Here is a 20,912-nt window from a genome sequence, read left to right as displayed (position 1 = left end):
TCTTCTGAACGTAGCACCGGGCCCGGGACCCGGACAAGGGGCCCGGACCCGGTGCCCGTTGACAGCCCCTGCCAACAGGACGATCCTGTGAGGAACCTACGCACAGGGGGTCAAACCATGCGAGTCGACGATCCAAACCGCCGTACGGTGCTCCAGGCGCTGGTGGCGGGCGGAACCGCAGCCCTGCTCACCGGGTGCGCAACATCCAGCCCTCCCCCAACAGCCCCCACAGCCAGCGGCACCGGAACCACGGCCCCGGGAAGCATCAGCATCACGGACCAGCGGGGCAAGACTGTCACGTTTACCCAGCCGGTCACCAAGGTGGTGACCATTCCCATGCCGTCGGCGTCGCTGCTGGTCGCCGTCGACCGCAGTGCCGACCACCTGAGTGCGATGCATAACGCGTCCTGGGCCGCGATGCGTGACGGCATCATGGGGACCATGTTTCCGCGCGCGCTGGACCTTCCGCACGACATCGCCACGCAGGACTTCACCCCCAATGTGGAGAGCGTGCGTGCACTGAACCCCGACGTCGTGATCCAGTGGTCGGATGCGCAGCTGACTGAACCGCTCGAAAACGCCGGCCTGACGGTGATCGGGCTGACCAACACCGGCAAGCAGGAGGACGTGGACGCCTGGGTGACCATATTCGCCGCCATGCTGGGCAAACCTGAGCGGGCCACCCAGATCAAGGCCCGCAGCGACCATGAGCTCGACGACATCAAAGCACTGGCGGCGAGCCGGGGCTCCTCGGGTCCCAGCATCCTCTACTTCAACCGGTTCGCCGGCGGGCTCAAAGCCGCGGCAGCCAACACCTACAACGACTTCTATATCCAACTGGTCGGCGGCACCAACCCCGCCACGGGCGAGGACCCGCTGCCCGGAACCGGCATGGTGGGCCTGGACGTGGAGCAGGTGCTGAAGTGGGACCCCGAGGTCATCCTCCTGGGCAACTTCGACGGCGCCATGCCCCAGGACATCTACGCGGACCCGGTATGGCAGGGCATCGCCGCCGTCCGCGAGCGGCGGGTGTACAAGGTGCCGCTCGGCGGATACCGCTGGGATCCGCCGGGCCAGGAATCACCGCTCATGTGGCACTGGCTCAGCGACATCGCCTACCCCCGGACACAATCCGGGCTGCGCAGCAAGGTCCGCGAGTACTTCCGGTTCCTCTACGACCACGAGGTCACCGACGACGAGCTCAACCGGATCCTGTGGACCGAGGCCAACGCCGGGTCCGCCCATTATCAACAGTTCAATGCTGCATGACGCCAGCTCGGCACGGCTGAACGGCCGCGTCTCACGGGCGGAAAGATCCTCCCGGCGGGGTCCGCGCGAACGGCGCAGCGGACCTGCGGTCCTCGGACCCATCACCGCGGCCGCCGGCGTCCTGATCGTCGTCGGACTGCTTTCCCTTGCCCTGGGCCGGTTCAGTGTGCCGCCCTGGCACGTGGTCCAGATCCTCGCCGCCCAGCTGGTCCCCTTCCCGCTCGAGGCCAGCCAGACCGAACAGAACGTGGTGCTGCTCGTGCGGCTGCCGAGGGTCCTGCTCGCCATGCTGGTGGGCGGCGGACTGGCGATCGGCGGCGCGGCCCTGCAGGCGATCTTCCGCAATCCGCTGGTCAGCCCCGAGATCATCGGGGTATCCGCCGGTGCATCCTTCGGCGGCGCACTGGCCCTGCTCCTGGGGCTGGGCCCGGTGCTGCTGGTCGCGGGCTCCTTCGTCTTTGGCCTGTTGGCCCTCGGGACGCTGCTCCTGATCACGGCGGGCCGCGGTGGCACGCCGATGCTGATGATTGTGCTCGGCGGTGTGGTCACGGGTTCCTTCTTTTCAGCCCTGGTAGCCCTGGTCACGTACATCGCGGACCCGAATACCACCCTGCCGGCGATCGTCTTCTGGCTGCTCGGCAGCGTGGCGACGGCCACCTTCGCAAAGGTCGCCGTCGCCCTGCTGCCTGTGCTGGGCGGAGCCGCGGTGCTGCTGGCGCTGCGCTGGCGGATCAACGTGTTGTCCCTCGGCGATGAGGACGCCGCCGCGTTGGGCGTCGCGCCCCGTCCGCTGCGCTGGGTGGTGCTCATTGCGGTGGCACTGATCGTGGCCGGCGCGGTCGCGGTCAGCGGCGCCGTCAGCTGGGTGGGCCTGGTGATACCGCACCTGGCGCGGATGTGGGTGGGCCCGGACCACCGGGTGCTCCTGCCGGTGTCCTTCCTCCTCGGCGGGGCCTACATAGTCCTGGTGGATACGGTGGCCCGTACGGCGACCGCCGGGGAGATCCCGCTCGGCGTCCTCACCGCCCTCATCGGCGCCCCCGTCTTCTTCCTGCTCCTGCGCCGGAACCGGGAAAGGATCTGGGAAAGTGCTTGAGCTGGACGGTGTGGGCTTCGGCTACGCCCGGCAGTCGTGGGTGTTCCGCGACGTCAGCTTCCGGGTGCTTCCCGGCACAGCCACCGCGGTCCTGGGCCCCAACGGCAGCGGCAAGACCACGCTGGTCCGCTGCGCCGCCGGGCTGCTGGAGCCGACGGAAGGAACGGTGCGCCGGGCGGACGGTGCGGGGTACGTGCCGCAGGCGCACGGCAGCGCGTTCGGCTACAGCGCCCTGGACATGGTCCTGATGGGGCGGGCGCGGCAGGTGGGCGTCTTCCGGACGCCGGGCGCCGCGGACCGGGCCGCCGCCCTGGAGGCGATGGAGAAGGTGGGCGTCGAGGGGCTGCGGAACCGCCGTTTCCCCACCCTGAGCGGCGGCGAGCAACAGCTGGTCCTGATCGCCCGGGCCGTCGCCACCGGCTGCCCGGTGCTGGTGCTGGACGAGCCCGCCACGGGCCTCGACCTCAAGAACCAGGTGCGGGTCCTGTCGCTCCTGCGCGGACTGATGGCCGACGGCATGGCCCTGCTGCTGAGCACCCACCATCCGGACCACGCCCTGTACCTGGCCGACAACGCCGTGCTGCTGGGCCGCAGCGGCGCGCGGACCGGGCCCGCCGGGGAGCTGCTCACGGACCCGGCGCTCACGGCGCTTTACGGTGTTCCGGTCAGGACGCTGCCCTATTCCGACGCGGGCACCACGCGCCGTACCATCGTGGTGCCCTACGGCGATGTGCTTCCCGGGGCGTCTTAGCCGGTGTTGCGGAGGCCCGCCGCGACTCCGTTGACGGTGATCAGCATGGCCCGCTGGAGGCGTTCGTCGATCTCCGCGCCGGACATGCCCTCCCCTGCGGCGGACTCGGCCCGGATACGGCGCAGGAGTTCCACCTGCAGGTAGCTGATCGGGTCGAGGTACTGGTCGCGGATCTCCAGGGAGCGCTTCAGGGTGGGCTGGGCATCGAGGATGACGTGCTCGCCGGTCAGGTTCTGGATCTCGGTGACGGTGAGCTCGTATTCGGCCCGGATGGCGAGGAACAGGTGGTGCAGCTCGTCGGGGACCAGGGTGGAGACGTAGTAGCCGGCGATGTCCATGTCCGTCTTGGCGAGCGTCATTTCGACGTTGGAAAGCACGGAGCGGAAGAAGTGCCAGCCGTCCATCATCTCCACCAGCTGGGCGGAGTTGCCGGCCTCGCGGGCCGCCTTCAGACCGGAGCCGACGCCGAACCAGCCCGGCACGATCTGCCGCGACTGGGTCCAGCCGAAGACCCACGGGATCGCGCGGAGGCCTTCCAGCCCGGCGCCGGAATCGGGCCGCTTGGACGGCCGCGAGCCGATGTTCAGTGAACCCAGCTGTTCCACCGGGGTGGACGCCATGAAGTAGGCGGGCAGGTCCGGATCATCGATGAGCGTCCGGTACCGTGCGAACGCGGCGTCGGAGACGGTTTCCATGACGTGCCCGTAACGCTCCCGCTGGTCGTCCGAGGTACGCGGGGCCCGGTGCAGCGCGGAGCCCTGCATCACGGCGGCCAGGGACAGTTCCAGGTTCTCCCGGGCGAGCTCGGGCAGCGAGTACTTGTCCGAGATGACCTCGCCCTGTTCGGTGAACTTGATTTCACCTTCCAGCACACCATTGGGCTGGGCCATGATGGCGTCGTAGGTTGGCCCGCCACCGCGGCCCACCGAACCGCCACGGCCATGGAAGAGGCGCACCCGCACACCGTGTTTCGCCGCGACATCGCGGAGCTTCCGCTGGGTCTTGTGGATTTCCCACTGGCTCGTCATCACGCCGGATTCCTTGTTGGAGTCCGAGTAGCCGAGCATGACTTCCTGCACGTCGCCGCGCAGCCGGACCAGCTCGCGGTAGGACGAATCCGAGAGCAGCCGGTCCACGATCTCGGCCGAGGCGCGCAGCTCCTCCACTGTCTCCAGCAACGGGGCGAAGCCGATCCTGGCGTAGGGCGCCTCGCCGAACAGGCTCACGAGTCCGGCCTCGCGGGCCAGCACGGCGGCGGCGAGGACGTCATCCGCGCCGCGGGTCATCGAGATGATGTACGTCTCGATGACGTCGGGGCCGTAGGTCCGCAGGGCCCGCCGGATTTCGCGGAAGACGTCGTACGTGCCGTCCGCGACGCCGTCGAGCTTGATCGGGTGGCCGGAGAGCGGGCGGCGGGAGGCCAGCTCCGAGCCCAGCACCTCGAGCCGCTCGGAGCGGCTGAGTTCGGCGTACCGGACGCCCGGGCCGCCGAGCCGGTCCAACAGCTGGCCGACGGCGTCGTGGTGGTGGTCGGCGTGTTCGCGGATGTCCAGGGTGGCCAGGTGCAGGCCGAAGGAGGCGACAGCCCGGCGGACCCTGGCCAGGGCGCCGTCGGCGGCGAGCCCGGCGTGATGGTTCCGCAGCGACCGTTCCAGCAGGCCCAGCTCGGCGAGAAGCTCCGCGGTGGCCGTGTAGTCGCGTCCGGGCTGGTGCGCGGAGCCGGCCGCGACGCGACGCGCCGTGTTGAGCAGCTTGGCCTTGATGCAGGTGAGCTTCAAGCGGTAGGGCTCCTGGGCGTTGAGCTCGAGGACGCGGCGGTCCAGGCCCGGCAGGTTCTTGAGGTCGACGTCGATCGAGTCCAGCAGCTCCTGGTCGGCGCCGGCGAGCGCCGTGGAGTTGGAGAGGATGGAGATGAGCCCGTCGATCAGGGCGATGCTGATCCGGACCGCGTGCTGGTTCTGGATCTGCAGGATCTCCCGGGTCACGCCGGCGGTGACGTTGGGGTTGCCATCACGGTCCCCGCCGATCCAGGAGCCGAAGCGGATGGGTGCCTTCTCCACAGGCAGGGTGACGCCGTGCTCGCCCAGCAGCTCCGAGAGGTCCGAGAGCATCTCCGGCATGGCATCGGTGAGGATGCCGGTGAGGTAGTAGATCGCGTTCCGGGCCTCGTCCACCGGGGTGGGCCGGACCTGGCGGAGCTCGTCCGTCTGCCACATCTGGTCGATCACCTCGGAGAGCTGGCGGTCCTGGCGGCGGCGCGCGGACGTGCCCTCGCCGGTGGTCTCGGCGAGGATGTCGGAGAGCCGGCGGACCTTGTCCAGCACGGAACGGCGGGAAGCCTCGGTGGGGTGCGCGGTGAAGATGGGGCGCACGTCGAGCTCGTTCACCACCTCCTGCAGCACGGAGGCGCCGGCCTGGCCGGCGATGTCCGCGACGGCCCGGGCGAGCCAGCCGTCCTTTTCCTTGCGGGTGCGCAGCCCGCGGACGCGGTGCACCTGCTCGGCGGCGTTTGCCAGGTGGAAGTAGAAAGCGAAGGCCCGGACGAGGTCGGTGGCCTGCTCGAGGGGCAGGGAGCCGAGCAGTTCGCGGACCTGGGCGACGACGTCGTACGAGCTCCACGGACCCGTGGCGTCCGCGCCGCCGCGGGCGGCTTCCTTGGATTCCTTGGTCAGCAGGCGGACCTGTTCCACCAGGGCCAGGAGCTCGGGGCCGTGTTGTCGGACGAGGGATTCGCCCAGCAGGGTGGAGACCCGGCGTACGTCGGCACGCAGTTCGGAGGCGAGGTCGGTGCCGGAATTCATTGCAGTGTCAGCCATGGAAACTATCTTTCGAGGGTTCGACTCGGCTCGTACACTGCGCTGGATACTGTGAGCCCGGTTACTTCTTCCTATGGGATGTTACTCGCAGCCGCCCCCGACAGGGAATCTGTCTCAAATAGTGTCTGTGCCCTTGAGCGGCGCGGCGAGGTGCTAGCGGGCGACCTTGAAGTTGAACTCCCCGGTGCCGAGGGCGCCCCAGACGCGCAGCCAGAGCGGCAGGATCATTTCGGCGCCGCGGGCCGTGGTGATGTCGCCCAGATCGATGATGTCCCGATGACCCAGGCCCTCGAGGAGGCCCTTGACGGTCTCCTTGGCTGCGGCGTCGTTGCCCGAGACGAACACGGAGTGGTCTCCGCCGGCCACTCCGGCCGGGTCCACCATGACGCTCGCGGTCATGGTGTTCAGGGTCTTGACCACGCGGGCTTCCGGGAAGGCACGCTGGAGCTGCTCGCCGAGGCTGTCGGTGTTCACCGGATTCAGCGAGGGCGGAAACCCCTGGGAGAAATCCAGCGGGTTGGCGATGTCGATAAGGACCTTGCCGGCCAGGTTTGCGTCCCCGGCGGCGGCAAGCGCGGCGAGCGATCCGCCGCCGTTGGTGGCGTTGACGACGATCTCGCTGCGCGCCGCGGCGTCCGCGAACGTGGCGACGCCGATCTGGCGGTGCGCTGCGTGCCATTCGGGAAACGCCGGACCGCCCATCGCCCCGGGTTCGGTCCGGGCTAGTGTCGCCTCCGGATCGCGGGTGCCGATCACAACATCGTGGCCCCGGGCGGACAATGCGGCCGCGACCGTGGGGCCAACGGTTCCGGTGCCGAATACTGCAATCTTCATGGTGTCCCTGCCGTTGCCTTGTTCGAGGGTTGACGTCCCAAGGGTAGGCAGATCCGCCGGCCTTTAGCCATGCCCGGCGCAGGCCGGATGCAGGAAGATGCAGGAACCGGCCCGGCGGTCGCGGCAGCGGCCGCGGCGTGTTTTTTGACACCAAGTGAAGTATATTTGACAAAACTTGTCAATTCAGGTTCTCGACTTCCTTGGTCGTCCTCCCGGCGGCCGCCCCGCTGCAAGGAGCCCGCGATGAATCCAGCCCCGGCCCCCGCCGTCCCCCGGCGGCGCCACGGAAGTGCCGCGACGCGGCGCAATCCGCTGCCCGCCGTCGTCGTGGTACTCAGCCTGCTGCTCGCCGGGATCGTCGCGCAATCGGCGATTGCCCCCGGCTCGCAGGCGGCCGCTCCGCTCACCGTGGCGCAGGGAATCGCAACCCAAAACGGTTCGACCTCGGCCGTTACCGGTTTTGTGGTGGGCCAGCCGGCCGCGGAATCCACGGTGCTCCGCAGCGGCTTCACCGCGGACACAGCCATTGGCATCGCAGACTCGGCCGCCGAGACCAACACGGCGAAGATCCTCTACGTCCAGGTCACCACCGCGTACCGCAGCCAGTTCGGCCTGCAGTCCAGCCCCTCCCTCATGGGCCGGAAAATTGACGTCACGGGGCAGCTGACGGCCTACTTCTCGCACCCGGGGCTCAAGAGCCCCAGTGCCATGGCATTCTCCGCCGCGCCCACGCCCGCGCCAACGCCCACGCCCAGCCCGAGCCCCACCCCGGCGAACTACTACGGCGCGGCGGCCGGCAAGACCGGCTCCGCCCTCGAAGCCAGCCTGCACCAGATCATCTCCGTGCAGCAGAAGCTCAGCTACGACCAGGTCTGGGATGCCCTGAAGGACACCGACCAGGACCCAGGCAACAGCAACAACGTGATCCTGCTGTACACGGGCCGCTCGCAGTCCAAAGCCACCAACGGAGGCGGCGTGGACGACTGGAACCGTGAGCACGTCTGGGCCAAGTCGCACGGCGACTTCGGCACCGCGACGGGCCCCGGCACCGATGTGCACCACCTGCGGCCCACCGACGTCACGGTCAACTCCGCCCGCGGCAACAAGGACTTCGACCTCGGCGGCACCCAGTCCGCCGAGGCGCCTGGCAACTACACCGACGCGGACTCCTGGGAACCGCGAAGCGCGGTCAAGGGCGATGTGGCCCGGATGATCATGTACATGGCGGTGCGCTACGAGGGCGGGGACGGCTTCGCCGATCTCGAGATGAACAACCTTGTCAACAACGGCACGGCGCCGTTCATGGGCAAGATGAGCGTCCTGCTCGAGTGGAACCGGATCGATCCGCCGGATGCCTTCGAACAGCGCCGCAACCAGCGCATCTACGAGCAGTGGCAGGGCAACCGCAACCCGTTTGTGGACCACCCCGAGTACGCCGACGCGATCTGGAACTGACCCCGGCCCGGGTCTAAGGTTGTTGCCATGGCAGCCGATCACCGCGTGGGAGGACCCCGTGAGCACCAACTTAGATCCTGACGCCCAGCTTTCCCGCTGGCAGCGCTTCCGGAACAGCCGCAACACCGCCCTCGCCAGCGACCACGGCTGGCTGACGCTGACGTCCTTCCAGTGGCTGGAAGGCGAGCCGTCCGCCGTCGACCTTGCACCGGGGCTGTGGTCCACGGACGGCACGACGGCGTTCCTCACCGCGTCCGCCGCCGAGGGCCTCAGCCTCGTGGACGGCGGCGCGGCCGTGGACGGCACCATCAGCGCGCGGCTCGCGGACGAGGAATCGCTCATGTGGGTCCAGTACGGCGGCGCGGACGGACGGCAGGTGGTGGTGGAGCTGGCCATGCGGGCGGACAAGTACGCCATCCGCACCCGGGATGCGCAGTCGCCGGTGATCACGGAGTTCGACGGCGTGCCCGTCTTCGACTACCGGCCGGACCTAGTGGTCGAGGCGAAGTTCATCCCGTATCCGGAACCCGTCGACGTCCCGACCGGCACCGCCAACCCGCTGGTGGACGGCGTGCACCGGTCGGTGGGCGAACTGGTGTTCCGGCTGCCCGGCAAGGACCACGAATTCCATCTGCAGGCCGAGGAGGAAAAGCTCGGCGCCCTGACGGTGACGTTCCACGACGAGACCAACGGGGAAAGTACCGACGAGTGGCGCAAGGTGGCCACCGCCCGGCCGCGCGTCGATTCCCAAGGAGACCGGACAGTGATCCTGGACTTCAACCGCGCCATCAACTACCCCAGCGCCTTCACCCCGTACGGCACCTGCCCCATGCCGGTGAAGAACAACAGCCTGGACTACAGGATCGAAGCCGGCGAGAAAGAGCCCGCCATGTTCTAGGCGGTTCCTACACGATCGCGGACACGCCGGTGACGGCGCGGCCCACAATCAGGGTATTGATCTCGTACGAGCCCTCGTACGTGTAGATGGCCTCGGCATCGGAGAAGATCTTGGCCATCCGGTAGTCGGTGACGATCCCGTTGCCGCCCAGCAGCGACCGGCCCATCGCCACGGTTTCACGCATCCGGGCGCTGACATAGGACTTCGCCAGGGCCACCTGGGGCATGTCCGCGGCACCCTGCTCCTGCAGCTGGGCGATCCGCACCATCATGCCCATGCTCGCCACTGCGTTGCCGAGCATCGTCACCAGCTGCTGCTGGACCAGCTGGAACTTTGCCAGCGGGCGGCCGAACTGCTGGCGTTCGACGGCGTACTGCCGGGCGACGTCGAAGGCGGCCAGCTGCTGGCCGACGCCCTGCCAGGCGACCATGATCCGTGAGCCGCGCAGCAGTTCATTCGTGTCTTCGAAGCTGTTGATCCCCGCGAAGCGGTCCGTCTCGGCCACCCGCACGTCCTCGAACACGATGTCCGCGTTCTGCACCGTGCGCAGCGCGATCTTGTTCTCGATCCTGCTCCGGCTCACCCCGGGCAGAGTCGCGTCCACGATGAAGCCGCGGATGCCGCCGTCGGCCTCGTCGCGGGCCCACACCAGCATGTAGTCACAGAACGTCCCGTTGCCGATCCAGCGCTTGGCGCCGTTGAGCACCCAGCAGTCACCACCGTCGGCCGCTCCCCCGGCCACCCGCCGGGCGCGGGTCTCCATCCCGCCGGCGACGTCCGAGCCGTGCTCCGGCTCGGTCAGCGCGAAGGCGCCCGTCGTCCGGAGGTTGGCGGCGTCGTCGAGCAGGCGGGCCTTTTGCTCCTCGGAACCGAAGCCGTAGAGGGACTCCACGAAGAGGTCGTGATGGACCAGGAAGAACGTCGCGAGGGAGGTGTCCACGCGGGTCATTTCGGCGATCACCAGCCCCGCGAAGAGGTTGCTGTAGCCCCGCTGCGCCGGCGCGCTGAGTTCCAGGGCCGCCAGCTTGGGCAGGATGTGGGCCGGGAACTCGGCCTTGTTCCACCAGTCCGTGGCGAAGGGGGCGACGTCGCGGGCGAGGAACTCCCGGAGTTCCGCCAGTTTTGCCTGCTCCGCGGCGCTGAGCAGCGATTCGAAGCCGAAGAAGTCGGCGGTGGGCAGCCCGGCCGTGGACGCCGGTGAGGCGGGGGCCAGCCCGGTCTGCATCATTTGGGCCCCATCCGGATGGCGCCGTCAAGGCGGATGGTCTCGCCGTTGAGCATGGCGTTGTCCACAACGTGCGCGACGAGGTTCGCGTACTCGTCGGGGCGGCCCAGCCGGGACGGGTGCGGCACCTGCCGGCCCAGGGAATCCTGGGCCTCCGGCGGCAGGCCGGCCATCATGGGGGTCTCGAAGATGCCAGGGGCAATGGTGACGACGCGGACCAGTGAGCGTGCCAGCTCGCGGGCGATCGGCAGCGTCATGGCCGCGACGGCACCCTTGGAGGCGGCGTAGGCGGGCTGGCCGATCTGGCCGTCGAAGGCGGCCACGGAGGCGGTGTTGATGATGACGCCACGTTCCGGTCCGCCCAGTCCGGTCTCGGCGGGTTCGGTGGCCACCATGGCCGCCGCTGCCAGCCGGATGACGTTGAAGGTGCCGACGAGGTTGATCTGGACGACTCGGCTGAAGGTCTCCAACGGCAGCACACCGTCGCGGCCCAGTACCTTGCCCGGGGTCGCGATCCCGGCACAGTTGACCACGATCCGCAGCGGCCCGAGCGCCACGGCGGCGTCGACGGCGGCCTGGACCTGCTCTTCGCTGGTGACGTCGGCGGGGACGAAAACGGCCTTGTTGGCGGGGTTCGCGGCCGTCCCGGCTTCCGCGCGGTCCGGGTGGGTCGTTCCCGAGGCATTGAGCTTGGCAGCAAACGTGTCCCCGGCGGAGCCCGGCAGGTCCACCAGCACCACGGAGGCTCCGGCGTTGAACAGCCGCCTGGCTGTCGCCGCGCCCAGTCCCGAGGCCCCGCCGGTAATCAGCGCAACAGTACCTTTGACGTCCATGCATCCTCCTTGATGTGGAACCTGCCCCCGGCCGCGGACCGCGCCCAGCGGGCTGCGGCCTCCGTACCTGCGGCGATAGCTGCGGCGATCACCGGCGGCAGGGAACATTAGTTAGTGAATGTTAACTGAAATTCGCCTCGCCCGCACCCCTTGCGAAGTTCCCGCTCCGGCAGCGCCGCCGCCATTAGGCTTGATCCATGACCCCAGCAGACGCCTCCACCGCCCCCAACTGGTCGTTCCGCGCCGACGAAGCAGCGCGCTCCGTGACCAGGCTTTTCGGGCAGCGGCTCTTCTTCCTGCCGGGGACCCACATCGCGTCGGTCGTGCGGCCCTCGGGCCGGCTGAAGAACCTCGCCCGGCCCTGGCACTACTGGTGGCAGGCGCACTATGTGGACTGCCTGGTGGACGCGGGCCGCCGCGAACTGGGCAGCGCCGACCACCCCGGCGGAAGGTTCGACGGCGAGAACCGGCCCAGCGCGGGCCAGCTCGCCTCCGAGCTGGTCACCGGCATCCGGCTGCGGAACTTCCTCACCTTCGTCAACAATTACTTCGACGACATGGCCTGGCTGGCCCTCGCCACGCTGCGGCTGGAGGATCTCGCGGAGGACACCCGCAGGTCCGCCGGCCGGCGGCGCAACGCCAAAGTCCTGGCGAACCTGACCCTGCAATTCGACTCGGCCTCCACCGACGACCTCGGCGGCGGCACGTTCTGGAGCAAGAAACGGGATTTCAAGAACACCCCGGCCACCGCCCCGGTGGCCCTCTACTACGCCCGCACCGGCGAGGCAGCCAAGGCGCAGGCCCTGCTGGACTGGCTGGACGCCCGGCTGTACGACCCGGAACAAGGCATGTACCAGGACGGCCTGCGCATTTCCGGCACAGGCGAAGTGGTGCTGGAATCCGCGATCTACACCTACAACCAGGGACCGGTCCTCGGCGCCCTGCTGGAGCTCGGCGGCACCGCCAACCTGGAGCGCGCGTCCGCCCTCGTGGCGTCGGCGGCACGCAGCCTCACCGTCCCCGCCCCGCTGCTGGATCGCCCCGCCACCGTGCTGCGCGGCGAAGGAAGCGGCGACGGCGGCCTCTTCACCGGGATCCTCGTCCGCTACCTGGCACTCGCCGCCATCGACGACCGCCTGCCGGCCGGCACCCGCGCAGCCGCCGCCGCGCTGGTCAACGACACCGCCGAGGCGTTGTGGGAAGGCCGGCGCATCATCCCGGCCCAGGAACTTCTGGCGCGCAAGGGCGGCCGGCTGTTGTTCTCGGCCCGGCCGGAACTGCCGGCGCGCCGCACTTACCCGGCCGGCGCCGCCGTCGAACTTTCCACCCAGCTGCAGGCCTGGATGGTGCTGGAAGCCGCCGCGGCAATCGCCGGAAAGACCGGAGGGAAGGCCGCGGTGGCGGGCACCGGAGCCGACCCGGCGGTGCCGGATGAAACCGCGCCCGGCAACGTAACCAAGGATCTGAAATAAGTCACGCCAGAGTTACTTAATTCATGTGATCCTGATCACTTAAGACACCCTCGGCTTGGTTCCTTAGGGTTGGCTAACCTACAGTTTTTCTCAGTGAGCATGCCCTCAGTTCCCCGCTAACGGGGACCGGGCCCCTGACGAATTCCCTGTAGAAAGTAGCCCCATGAAGATCCGTACCAACGCGATTGCCGGAATCGCACTCGCCGCCACAGCCGCACTTGGCCTGGCCGCCTGCGGCGCCGGAACCTCCACCCCCGCGGCGAGCAGCGCTGCTGCCGACGCCAAAGTTGCTGGCGAGATCACGGTCTACAACGCGCAGCACGAATCCCTGACCAAGGAATGGGTGGACGCCTTCACGGCCGAGACCGGAGTCAAGGTAACCCTGCGCCAGGGCTCGGACACCGAAATGTCCAACCAGATCATCCAGGAAGGCGCAGCTTCCCCGGCCGACGTGTTCCTCACGGAAAACTCACCCGCAATGGCGCAGGTGGAGAATGCCGGACTGTTCGCCGACGTGGACAAGACCACCGTCGACCAGGTCCCCGCCGACTTCCGTCCCTCCACCAACAAGTGGACCGGCATTGCCGCCCGCTCCACCGTCCTGGTTTACGACAAGTCCAAGCTCACCGAAGACCAGCTCCCCAAGTCCATGCTGGACCTGGCCAAGCCGGAGTGGAAGGGCAAGTGGGCCGCCTCACCGTCCGGAGCTGACTTCCAGGCAATCGTTTCCGCACTGCTTGAGCTCAAGGGCGAAGCCGCCACCGACGAGTGGCTCAAGGGCATGAAGGAAAACTCCAAGCCCTACAAGGGCAACAGCACCGCGATGAAGGCCGTCAACGCCGGCGAAGTCGATGCCGCCCTGATCTACCACTACTACTACTACGGCGACCAGGCAAAGACGGGCGAGAACTCCAACAAGGTCACGCCGTACTACTTCAAGAACCAGGACCCGGGTGCTTTCGTGTCCGTCTCCGGCGGCGGCGTGATCAAGTCCTCCAAGAACGCGGCGGCCGCCCAGGCCTTCCTGAAGTTCATCACCGGCAAGAAGGGCCAGGAAGTCCTGCAGAAGGGCACCTCCTTCGAGTACGCCATTGCCTCCGATGTTCCGGCCAACGAGAAGCTCGTGCCGCTCAAGGACCTCCAGGCCCCGGTGGTGGATCCCGCCAAGCTCAATTCCGCCAAGGTCAACGAGCTGATGACGAAGTCAGGACTGCTGTAACCCGAGTGATAAGCAAGCTGGCTCCCGGAACCTCCGGGAGCACGACGACGGCGGGCAGGGGCAAACGCCCCCGCCCGCTATTCGGCGTTTCTGTCGTAGCGATCCTTGCGGTCCTCATTGCCCTGTTCTCGCTGGTTCCCCTCGGCTACGTCATCGTTATGACGGGCGCCACCGGGTGGGACACCGCCATGCCGCTGATCTTCCGTGAACGCGTCGGCGAGCTGCTGCTGAACACAGTGCTGCTGATGGTGATCACCGTGCCGCTGTGCCTTTTCCTGGGCGTCGGCGGCGCCTGGCTGGTGGAGCGCACCAACCTGTTCGGCCACAAGTGGTGGGCCGTGCTACTCGCCGCCCCGCTGGCCATCCCCGCGTTCGTCAACAGCTACGCGTGGGTCTCCGCGGTGCCCTCGCTCGGCGGCCTCTGGTCCGGCGTCCTGATCGCCACACTGTCCTACTTCCCGCTGGTGTACATTCCGGCCGCCGCGACGCTCAGCCGCCTGGATCCGGCGATCGAGCAGTCCGCCGCTTCCCTGGGCCTCGGCGCCTGGCGGACCTTCTTCCGCGTGGTGCTCCCGCAGCTGCGGATCGCGATGACCGGCGGCGCGCTGCTGGTCGCCCTGCACCTGCTCGCCGAATACGGCGCCTTCGCGATGATCCGCTTCGATACGTTTACCACCGCGATCATGGTGCAGTACCAGTCCACCTTCAACGGCACGGCCGGAAACATGCTGGCCAGTGTCCTGGTGTTCTTCTGCCTGATCCTGCTGGTGCTCGAGGTCCGCAGCCGGGGCAGCGCCCGGTACGCCCGGATCGGCTCCGGCGCCCAGGCCAAGGCGCTGCGCCTGCCCCTGCACGCCTACCAGCTCCCGGCGCAGTTGTCGCTGCTGGCCCTCGCGGCGCTGGCCTTCGGGCTGCCGCTGACGTTTGTGCTGCGCTGGATCGTCGCGGGCGGGCCGGACATCTGGGCCGCCGAGGAGTTCCTGCCGGCCCTGCTCCAGACGCTGGGATACGGCCTCGCAGGCGCCCTCGTGACCACCGCCGTCGCGTTCCCCATGGCCTACCTGGCGGTGCGGCACCCCAGCTGGTTCAGCAAGACGCTGGAACTGTCCAACTACGTCACCAGCTCCTTGCCCGGGATTGTGGTGGGCCTGGCCTTCGTGACCGTCAGCATCCGGCTGATGCCCGGCATGTACCAGACCACCGGACTCCTGATCGCGGCCTACGTGCTGCTCTTCCTGCCGCGGGCACTGGTCAACATCCGCTCGGGCCTGGCACAGGCGCCCAAGGAACTCGATGAAGCCGCCCAGGCGCTCGGCAAGCCGCCGCTGCTGTCCTTCCTGCGGGTGACGCTGCGCCTCACCGCGCCCGCGGCCGCGGGCGGCGCCGCACTGGTGTTCCTCGCGATCGTGAACGAACTGACGGCGACACTGTTGCTCTCACCCAACGGCACCCGCACCCTGGCCACCGAGTTTTGGAGCAAGAGCAGCGAAATCGACTACGCCGGCGCCGCCCCGTATGCCCTGCTGATGATCCTGATCTCGGCTCCGATGACCTATCTCCTCTTCCAGCAGTCCAAGAAAGTAGCGGGACAGTGACCGATTCCTACCCCTTGCGTCAGGCCCCCTCCCGGCGTCCGGAACCGCGGATCGCCGCTTCGGTGGCGACCAGCACCAACAGCCACCTGGAGATCGATGCGGTCACCAAGGACTTCGGGTCCCAGGCCGTCCTCAAGGGCGTGAACCTCGCGGTGGCAAAGGGCGGGACCACCGCGATCGTGGGCCCGTCCGGTTCCGGCAAGACCACGCTGCTGCGCCTCATCGCCGGCTTTGAGCACCCCGGAACCGGCACCATCTCCCTCAACGGCAGCAAAGTGGCCGGCGGCGGCGTGTGGGTCCCGGCGCACAAGCGCCACGTTGGTTACGTGGCCCAGGACGGCGCACTGTTCCCGCACCTGACCGTCGGACAAAACATCTCCTTCGGCCTCGACGCGGCCAAACTTCCCGGCGGGCACCGGGGCGTCAAGTCCCGGGTCGCGGAACTGCTGGAAATGGTGTCCCTCGATGCGGCCATGGCCAAGCGCCGGCCGCACCAGCTCTCCGGCGGGCAGCAGCAGCGCGTCGCCCTGGCCCGTGCCCTGGCCCGCGAACCCGAACTTATGCTGCTGGACGAGCCCTTCTCCGCCCTGGATGCCGGCCTACGGGTGGCGACGCGCCGGGCCGTGGCCAAGGTCCTGCGCGACGCCGGTGTCACCACGATCCTGGTCACGCATGACCAGGCCGAGGCGCTCTCCTTCGCGGACCAGGTGGCGGTGATGCGCGGCGGGAGGCTGGCGCAGATCGGCAACCCCTTCGTCGTCTACACCCGCCCGGCGGACCGCGCCACCGCGGAATTCCTGGGCGACGCCGTCATCCTGGACGCTTGGATGGAAGGCTCGCTGGCGACGTGCTCGCTGGGCGGCATCCCGGTGCGCCGGCCGCCTGCCCAGGGCCGCGTGCAGCTGATGCTCCGCCCCGAACAGATCCGGATCGCCGAGGACGGGCCGATCCGCGGCGTTGTGGTGGACACCGACTACTTCGGGCCGGAAACCACCGTCCGGCTCAAGCTTGCCGTCCCCCCGGTCCTCGCCGATGGTGCCGTGGCCGACCACCGCTACCCCGGCGGCGGTGAAATCATCACCATCCGGCACTGGAATGCCTCCATTGCCCGTCCCGGCACCGAGCTGTGCCTGCGCGTGGTGGGCGAGGCCGTCGCTTTCCCGATGGACGACGCCACGCCCGAGTAGCGGCCCGCGTCGTCCATTGAGCCCGCACCCGCCCCGGCATAGGGTGGGCGCATGACTGTTCAGCCTGCGCTCCACCGCCAGCACTGCTCCATCGCCGCACCGACCCAGTTGTGGCTCGACGCCGACGGGCGGCTCGGAGGCGGCACGCCCGGCGCCTCAGCCGCAGGCGACGGCAGTAGCGACGGCGCCGGCGCGGGCTGGTTCACCGGGCTGCTGCATGGCGACACCCGGATGTTGTGCCGCGCCGGGGTGCGGGTCAACGGCCTGGAGCCCGAACCGGCCACGGTCGAGGCCGAGGCCGGCGGCGTGCTGCGGGTCCGGGGACTGGTCCGCGGCATTCCGGGACCCACCGAGGACCCCGCCGTCGAGCTGGTGCAGACCTGGACCGTCACCCCGGGTGTGGTGCGGCACTCACTGCACATCAGCACCTCGCTGGACACCCTGGACGTGGAACTCGAGGTGCAGCTGGCCGCGGACTTCACCGACATGGCCGCGATCCGGCTCAGCCGCTTCCGTGAACCCTTCGAGCCGTTCGCAGCGGACGACTCCGCCCTCCGCTGGCGCGACGGCGCCCGGACGCTTACGGTGGCCGCCCCAGGCAACGTCGCCCCCGGCGAACGGCTGCTCTGGCGCGGAACGGTGGGGCGCGGACGGCCGTTCGAGGCCGGCTGGCAGGCCGTCCTGGCGGACAACGACGATGCCGTGGTGGCCGCACGTCCCCCCGCCTCGCGGCGGACCCGCGCCCAGCCGCCCGGGGCGTTGGGACTGCTCCTGGACAACTCCCTCGACGAACTGGCCGGCCTCCGGCTGGCCTCCCGACAGTTGCCGGACGCACCCTTCCTCGCCGCCGGCGCGCCGTGGTACTTCACCCTCTTCGGCCGGGACTCGTTGTGGGCGGCGCGCATGCTGTTGCCGCTCGATGCCGGGCTGGCCGCCGGGACGCTGCGCGCCCTGGCCGCCTTCCAGGGCACCCGGACCGATCCCGCAGCCGCCGAGGAACCCGGAAAAATCCTGCACGAACTAAGGTCCAAGGAACTGGTGCTGGAGAGCCAGGGCCTGCGCCTGCCGCCCATCTACTTCGGCGCCGTGGATTCCACCCCGCTGTGGCTGTGCCTGCTCGGCGAACTGGGGCGCGCCGGCACCGATGACGCCGCGGTCCGGGATCTGCTGCCCAACGCGGCACGGGCGGCCGAATGGCTCCTGGCTGCCGGAAACGCAGGCCACGCGGGACCGAAGGGCGGCTTCCTCAGCTACCAGGACACCTCCGGGCACGGGTTGAGCAACCAGGGCTGGAAGGACTCCCGGGACGCCATGCAGTTCCGCAACGGACGCCAGGCCGACGGCCCCATCGCGCTCTCCGAAGTGCAGGGCTACGCCTACCAGGCCGCGGTGGAAACGGCCGGACTGTTCGACGCCTACGGCGAACCCGGCGGCCAGGAGCTGCGGGACTTCGCCGAGGCCCTGCAGCAAGCGTTCCGGGAACGCTTCTGGGTGGAGGACGACGGCGGGCCGTTCCCGGCCATGGCCCTGGACGGCCACGGCGATCCGCTGGATGTGCCGGGTTCCAACATGGGACACCTGCTCGGCACCGGGATCCTGGACGCCTCGGAATCGCGGCTCGTCGCCGACCGGCTGCTCAGCCCGGAACTGTTCTCCGGTTACGGCGTGCATACGATGTCGCGGCGCGCCGCGGGATTCTGGCCCTTCAGCTACCACTGCGGCTCGGTCTGGAGCCACGACACGGCGGTCGCGGTCCGCGGACTGCTCGCCGAGGGGTTCCTCCCCGAGGCCCGGACCCTCGCCGAGGGCCTGCTGGCAGCCGCCGGCACGTTCGGCCACCGCCTCCCGGAACTTTTTGCCGGCGTGCCGGCGGGCGAGTCCGGCCATGCGGTGCCGTACCCGGCGTCATGCCATCCGCAGGCCTGGTCCTCAGCTTCGGCCGTCGTGGTCGCCCAGGCCATGGGAGTCGGATTCTAGGCGGGCGTCTTCTACGCGGGCGTCGGAAGACTGCCCGTCGGCGACGGCCCCGGACTGGCGGGAGCTCCGGGCAGTCCGCAGCCCGTCCGCCAGGATGACGATCCCGGTGACGGCCACCGCCAGCCCGAGGGAGGCGAACACGTCGGTCAGCCAGTGGTAGCCAAGGTAGAGCCGGCTAATGGCGACCAGCACCGTTCCGGCGCCGGCCGCCGCAAAGGCGAGGACCGCCGTCGAACGCTTCCCCCGGCCGGCTACGAACAGGTGGGCGAGGACCAGCAGGAAAACCCCGGCCCCGAAGGTGTGGCCCGAGGGGAAGGACAGCGCGTCGTCCGGGCCCATCAGGAAATCGCCGGCAGCGGGCCTTGCCCGGTTCACCTCGTGTTTGATCAGGGTGGACAGGGCGAACGTCGCCGCCATGGCACCGATGAGCAGGGCGGGACGCCAGAGCTCGCGCTTCCAGGCGGCCCAGGCAAGGCCGAAAGCGACCCCGATCACGCTCATCCAGAGCGGTGACGTCACGGTGGACACGGCCGCCAGGACCGCGGTGGCCATCGGGCTCCGGGACGCCACCAGCCCGTCGTGCACCGGCCCGTCCCAGGCCGCGATCCCGCTGTCCGATTGAACCGCCGCCAGCATGGCCCAGAACAGGGTGTCACCGGCCACCAGCAGCCCGGCGGCGATGAAGAACTGCCGGCGCCGGGAGGGCACCGGGGAGGTTTCAGGGGCGCGCGTCAGGCGCTGGGCAGTAGGCATCTGCCCGATTCTGCCACCGGGACCTGCCCGCATCCCGGACGGCCGCTGGGAGTTCCCTTGGACCCGGCCACTAAGTCAGGAGCCGGTCAGGAGCCCGCAGGGCGTTTGACCTGCGGATACGGCGTCTCGTGGCGGGCCAGCATCTCCACGAACCCGGCGATCTTCCGCTCCCTCGTCGAGGCCTGCTTGACCGCGTTGGTCCGGTAGATCAGCGCGTAGCGGTTCACCGAGGTCAGGACGTCGAACATGGCCTGTGCCCGGGGCTCGGCCGCGATGGCCGTAGCCAGGTCCTCGGGCATTTCGGCGGTCGAAGCCCCGGAATAGGCGGCTTCCCACCGCCCGTCCGCCTTGGCCGCGTCGACGGCGGAACGGCCCGCCGACGCCATCCTGCCCGCGGCTTCGAGCCGTCCGATCCGGTCCACGTTCCGCGCGGACCAGACGCTCCTGGCGCCCCTCCGGGTCATCCGCTGGAAGGAAGTCTCCGCGTCCCGCCGCCGGCCCTGGCCGTCGATCCAGCCGAAGCAGAGCGCTTCCTGCAGCGCGGCCTCGTAGTTTAGCTCGGTCACCGAGCCGCCCTTCTTGTGCAGCACCAGCCACACCCCGGGGCTGTCCGCATGATGCTCCTGCAGCCATTCCCGCCATTCGGCGGCGTCCTTAACCAGCAGTTCTTCAAGTTCAACAGCCATAGCACTATTGTGCTCCTGCTGGTTCCCCGCTCAAGGCCCGGCATGGCATTATGGCCGGTGTCCTCCGTTGCCGCCCACCCAGGAGTCCCCCATGCTGCGTGTCCGCCCCATCCATTACACCTCCCGGCCGGACCAGTGGGCGCGGCTCCTCACCGTGGTGGGCATGGTCCAGACCACCGACGACGGCGACTGGCAGGAATTCGACGCCGGCTCGGGCCGGCTGGCGCTGCACCGGGTCGGGGCCCGGGCCACGAAGGATGGAACCGCCCTCGACGGAACCACCGACTTCGGCGTCGAGGTCGGAGACCTTGCCGAGTTCGCGCGCCGCACCAACGCGGCCGGGGCGGAGGACGGGAACTCCCCGGCGGAGCTGCTCCGGGCCGACCATGGCGACACCTGCCGCATTACCGGCGAGGACGGGTTCGGCTTCTTCGCGGACAAGGCTGCGCACGGCGCGCAGTGCGCGGACGCCGATCCTGCCCTCGCCGTCGTCGAAGTCTGGTTCACGCCGGACGCTGCCGCCGCCGCGCGGACCCTGCGGACCATGGGCGCCCGGCTGCGCCCGGCGCCGGACGACGACGAAACCGCGGATTTCACGGCGAAGAACGGCGGCGTGCTGATGGTGCGGCCCGCCGGCGGCGCCGCCCGGTCCGGCCTGGGCTTTGAATACACCGGCGACCTCGGTGCCCTGCGGGACCGGCTGGAGGCCGCGGGCCACCGGGTCAGCATGACGGAAGAGGCGTTCGGACGGAGCCTGCACGTGGCCAACCCCGACGCGGCCGATCTGCCGGGCAACCCCAACGGGGCGACGCTCTGGATCTCGGCGAAACCGGCGGGTGCCTGACC

17 protein-coding genes are annotated in these 20,912 nt (G+C 69.2%); 11 read left to right on the top strand and 6 right to left on the bottom strand.

The genetic code is table 11. The annotated features are described in order from the left end of the window. Positions 1 to 117: 117 nt before the first annotated feature. The 3 genes from ABIB51_RS12085 to ABIB51_RS12075 are packed head-to-tail and all read left to right on the top strand — an operon-like array spanning position 118 to position 3,116. Positions 118 to 1,269 (top strand): ABC transporter substrate-binding protein, encoded by a 1,152-nt coding sequence (locus tag ABIB51_RS12085; RefSeq protein ID WP_354188257.1) that lies wholly within the window; start codon positions 118 to 120, stop codon positions 1,267 to 1,269. Continuing rightward, entirely contained in the window at positions 1,259 to 2,365 is a 1,107-nt protein-coding gene (locus ABIB51_RS12080; RefSeq protein ID WP_354188255.1) for a FecCD family ABC transporter permease, read from the top strand. Before ABIB51_RS12085 ends, ABIB51_RS12080 begins: the two co-directional genes overlap by 11 nt. Beyond that, complete coding sequence (locus tag ABIB51_RS12075; protein WP_354188253.1) at positions 2,358 to 3,116, top strand: ABC transporter ATP-binding protein; 759 nt, start codon at positions 2,358 to 2,360, stop codon at positions 3,114 to 3,116. The genes ABIB51_RS12080 and ABIB51_RS12075 overlap by 8 nt, the downstream gene beginning before the upstream one ends. On the opposite strand, the gene ppc is transcribed toward ABIB51_RS12075, so the two are convergent. Continuing rightward, a complete protein-coding gene (ppc, locus tag ABIB51_RS12070; RefSeq protein WP_354188251.1) occupies positions 3,113 to 5,932 on the bottom strand; it encodes a phosphoenolpyruvate carboxylase in 2,820 nt (939 codons plus the stop codon). The two genes, ABIB51_RS12075 and ppc, sit on opposite strands and share 4 nt — an antisense overlap. Before the next feature lie 153 nt (positions 5,933 to 6,085). Further along, on the bottom strand, positions 6,086 to 6,766 hold the full coding sequence (locus ABIB51_RS12065) for an NADPH-dependent F420 reductase (protein WP_354188249.1): 681 nt from the start codon (positions 6,764 to 6,766) through the stop codon (positions 6,086 to 6,088). Between the two features lie 243 nt (positions 6,767 to 7,009). On the opposite strand from ABIB51_RS12065, the gene ABIB51_RS12060 reads away from it, so the two are divergent. Continuing rightward, positions 7,010 to 8,221: an endonuclease gene (locus ABIB51_RS12060; RefSeq protein WP_354188247.1), complete on the top strand. Its 1,212-nt coding sequence runs from the start codon at positions 7,010 to 7,012 to the stop codon at positions 8,219 to 8,221. Between the two features lie 58 nt (positions 8,222 to 8,279). Next, complete coding sequence (locus tag ABIB51_RS12055; protein ID WP_354188245.1) at positions 8,280 to 9,119, top strand: DUF1684 domain-containing protein; 840 nt, start codon at positions 8,280 to 8,282, stop codon at positions 9,117 to 9,119. 7 nt (positions 9,120 to 9,126) lie between these two features. On the opposite strand, the gene ABIB51_RS12050 is transcribed toward ABIB51_RS12055, so the two are convergent. Together ABIB51_RS12050 and ABIB51_RS12045 are read right to left on the bottom strand one after the other, a co-directional pair. Further along, complete coding sequence (locus ABIB51_RS12050) at positions 9,127 to 10,347, bottom strand: acyl-CoA dehydrogenase family protein (protein WP_354188243.1); 1,221 nt, start codon at positions 10,345 to 10,347, stop codon at positions 9,127 to 9,129. Then, positions 10,344 to 11,177 (bottom strand): SDR family NAD(P)-dependent oxidoreductase, encoded by an 834-nt coding sequence (locus tag ABIB51_RS12045; protein WP_354188241.1) that lies wholly within the window; start codon positions 11,175 to 11,177, stop codon positions 10,344 to 10,346. Before ABIB51_RS12045 ends, ABIB51_RS12050 begins: the two co-directional genes overlap by 4 nt. Before the next feature lie 197 nt (positions 11,178 to 11,374). Between ABIB51_RS12045 and ABIB51_RS12040 the strand changes: the two genes are divergently transcribed. From ABIB51_RS12040 to ABIB51_RS12020, 5 genes are all read left to right on the top strand, one after another. Further along, on the top strand, positions 11,375 to 12,649 hold the full coding sequence (locus tag ABIB51_RS12040) for a glycoside hydrolase family 76 protein (protein ID WP_354188239.1): 1,275 nt from the start codon (positions 11,375 to 11,377) through the stop codon (positions 12,647 to 12,649). 163 nt (positions 12,650 to 12,812) lie between these two features. Further along, positions 12,813 to 13,868, top strand: a complete 1,056-nt coding sequence (locus ABIB51_RS12035; protein ID WP_354188237.1) for an iron ABC transporter substrate-binding protein — start codon at positions 12,813 to 12,815, stop codon at positions 13,866 to 13,868. Positions 13,869 to 13,873: 5 nt separating this feature from the next. Further along, a complete protein-coding gene (locus ABIB51_RS12030; RefSeq protein ID WP_354188235.1) occupies positions 13,874 to 15,463 on the top strand; it encodes an ABC transporter permease in 1,590 nt (529 codons plus the stop codon). Beyond that, complete coding sequence (locus ABIB51_RS12025; protein WP_354188233.1) at positions 15,460 to 16,650, top strand: ABC transporter ATP-binding protein; 1,191 nt, start codon at positions 15,460 to 15,462, stop codon at positions 16,648 to 16,650. Before ABIB51_RS12030 ends, ABIB51_RS12025 begins: the two co-directional genes overlap by 4 nt. 51 nt (positions 16,651 to 16,701) lie before the next feature. Beyond that, complete coding sequence (locus tag ABIB51_RS12020; RefSeq protein WP_354188231.1) at positions 16,702 to 18,627, top strand: glycogen debranching N-terminal domain-containing protein; 1,926 nt, start codon at positions 16,702 to 16,704, stop codon at positions 18,625 to 18,627. Here the strand turns inward: ABIB51_RS12020 and ABIB51_RS12015 are convergent. After that, complete coding sequence (locus tag ABIB51_RS12015; RefSeq protein WP_354188229.1) at positions 18,580 to 19,380, bottom strand: phosphatase PAP2 family protein; 801 nt, start codon at positions 19,378 to 19,380, stop codon at positions 18,580 to 18,582. The genes ABIB51_RS12020 and ABIB51_RS12015 overlap by 48 nt on opposite strands. Before the next feature lie 86 nt (positions 19,381 to 19,466). Next, the gene (locus tag ABIB51_RS12010; protein ID WP_354188227.1) at positions 19,467 to 20,066 is read right to left on the bottom strand and encodes a YdeI/OmpD-associated family protein; all 600 of its coding nucleotides are present in this window, start codon (positions 20,064 to 20,066) and stop codon (positions 19,467 to 19,469) included. 91 nt (positions 20,067 to 20,157) lie between these two features. Between ABIB51_RS12010 and ABIB51_RS12005 the strand changes: the two genes are divergently transcribed. After that, entirely contained in the window at positions 20,158 to 20,910 is a 753-nt protein-coding gene (locus tag ABIB51_RS12005) for a VOC family protein (RefSeq protein WP_354188225.1), read from the top strand. Positions 20,911 to 20,912 lie beyond the last annotated feature (2 nt).

Origin of the sequence: Arthrobacter sp. UYCu712, assembly GCF_040547005.1 — a bacterium.
GTDB lineage: Bacteria > Actinomycetota > Actinomycetes > Actinomycetales > Micrococcaceae > Arthrobacter.
This window is presented reverse-complemented; position numbering and strand designations above follow the sequence as displayed.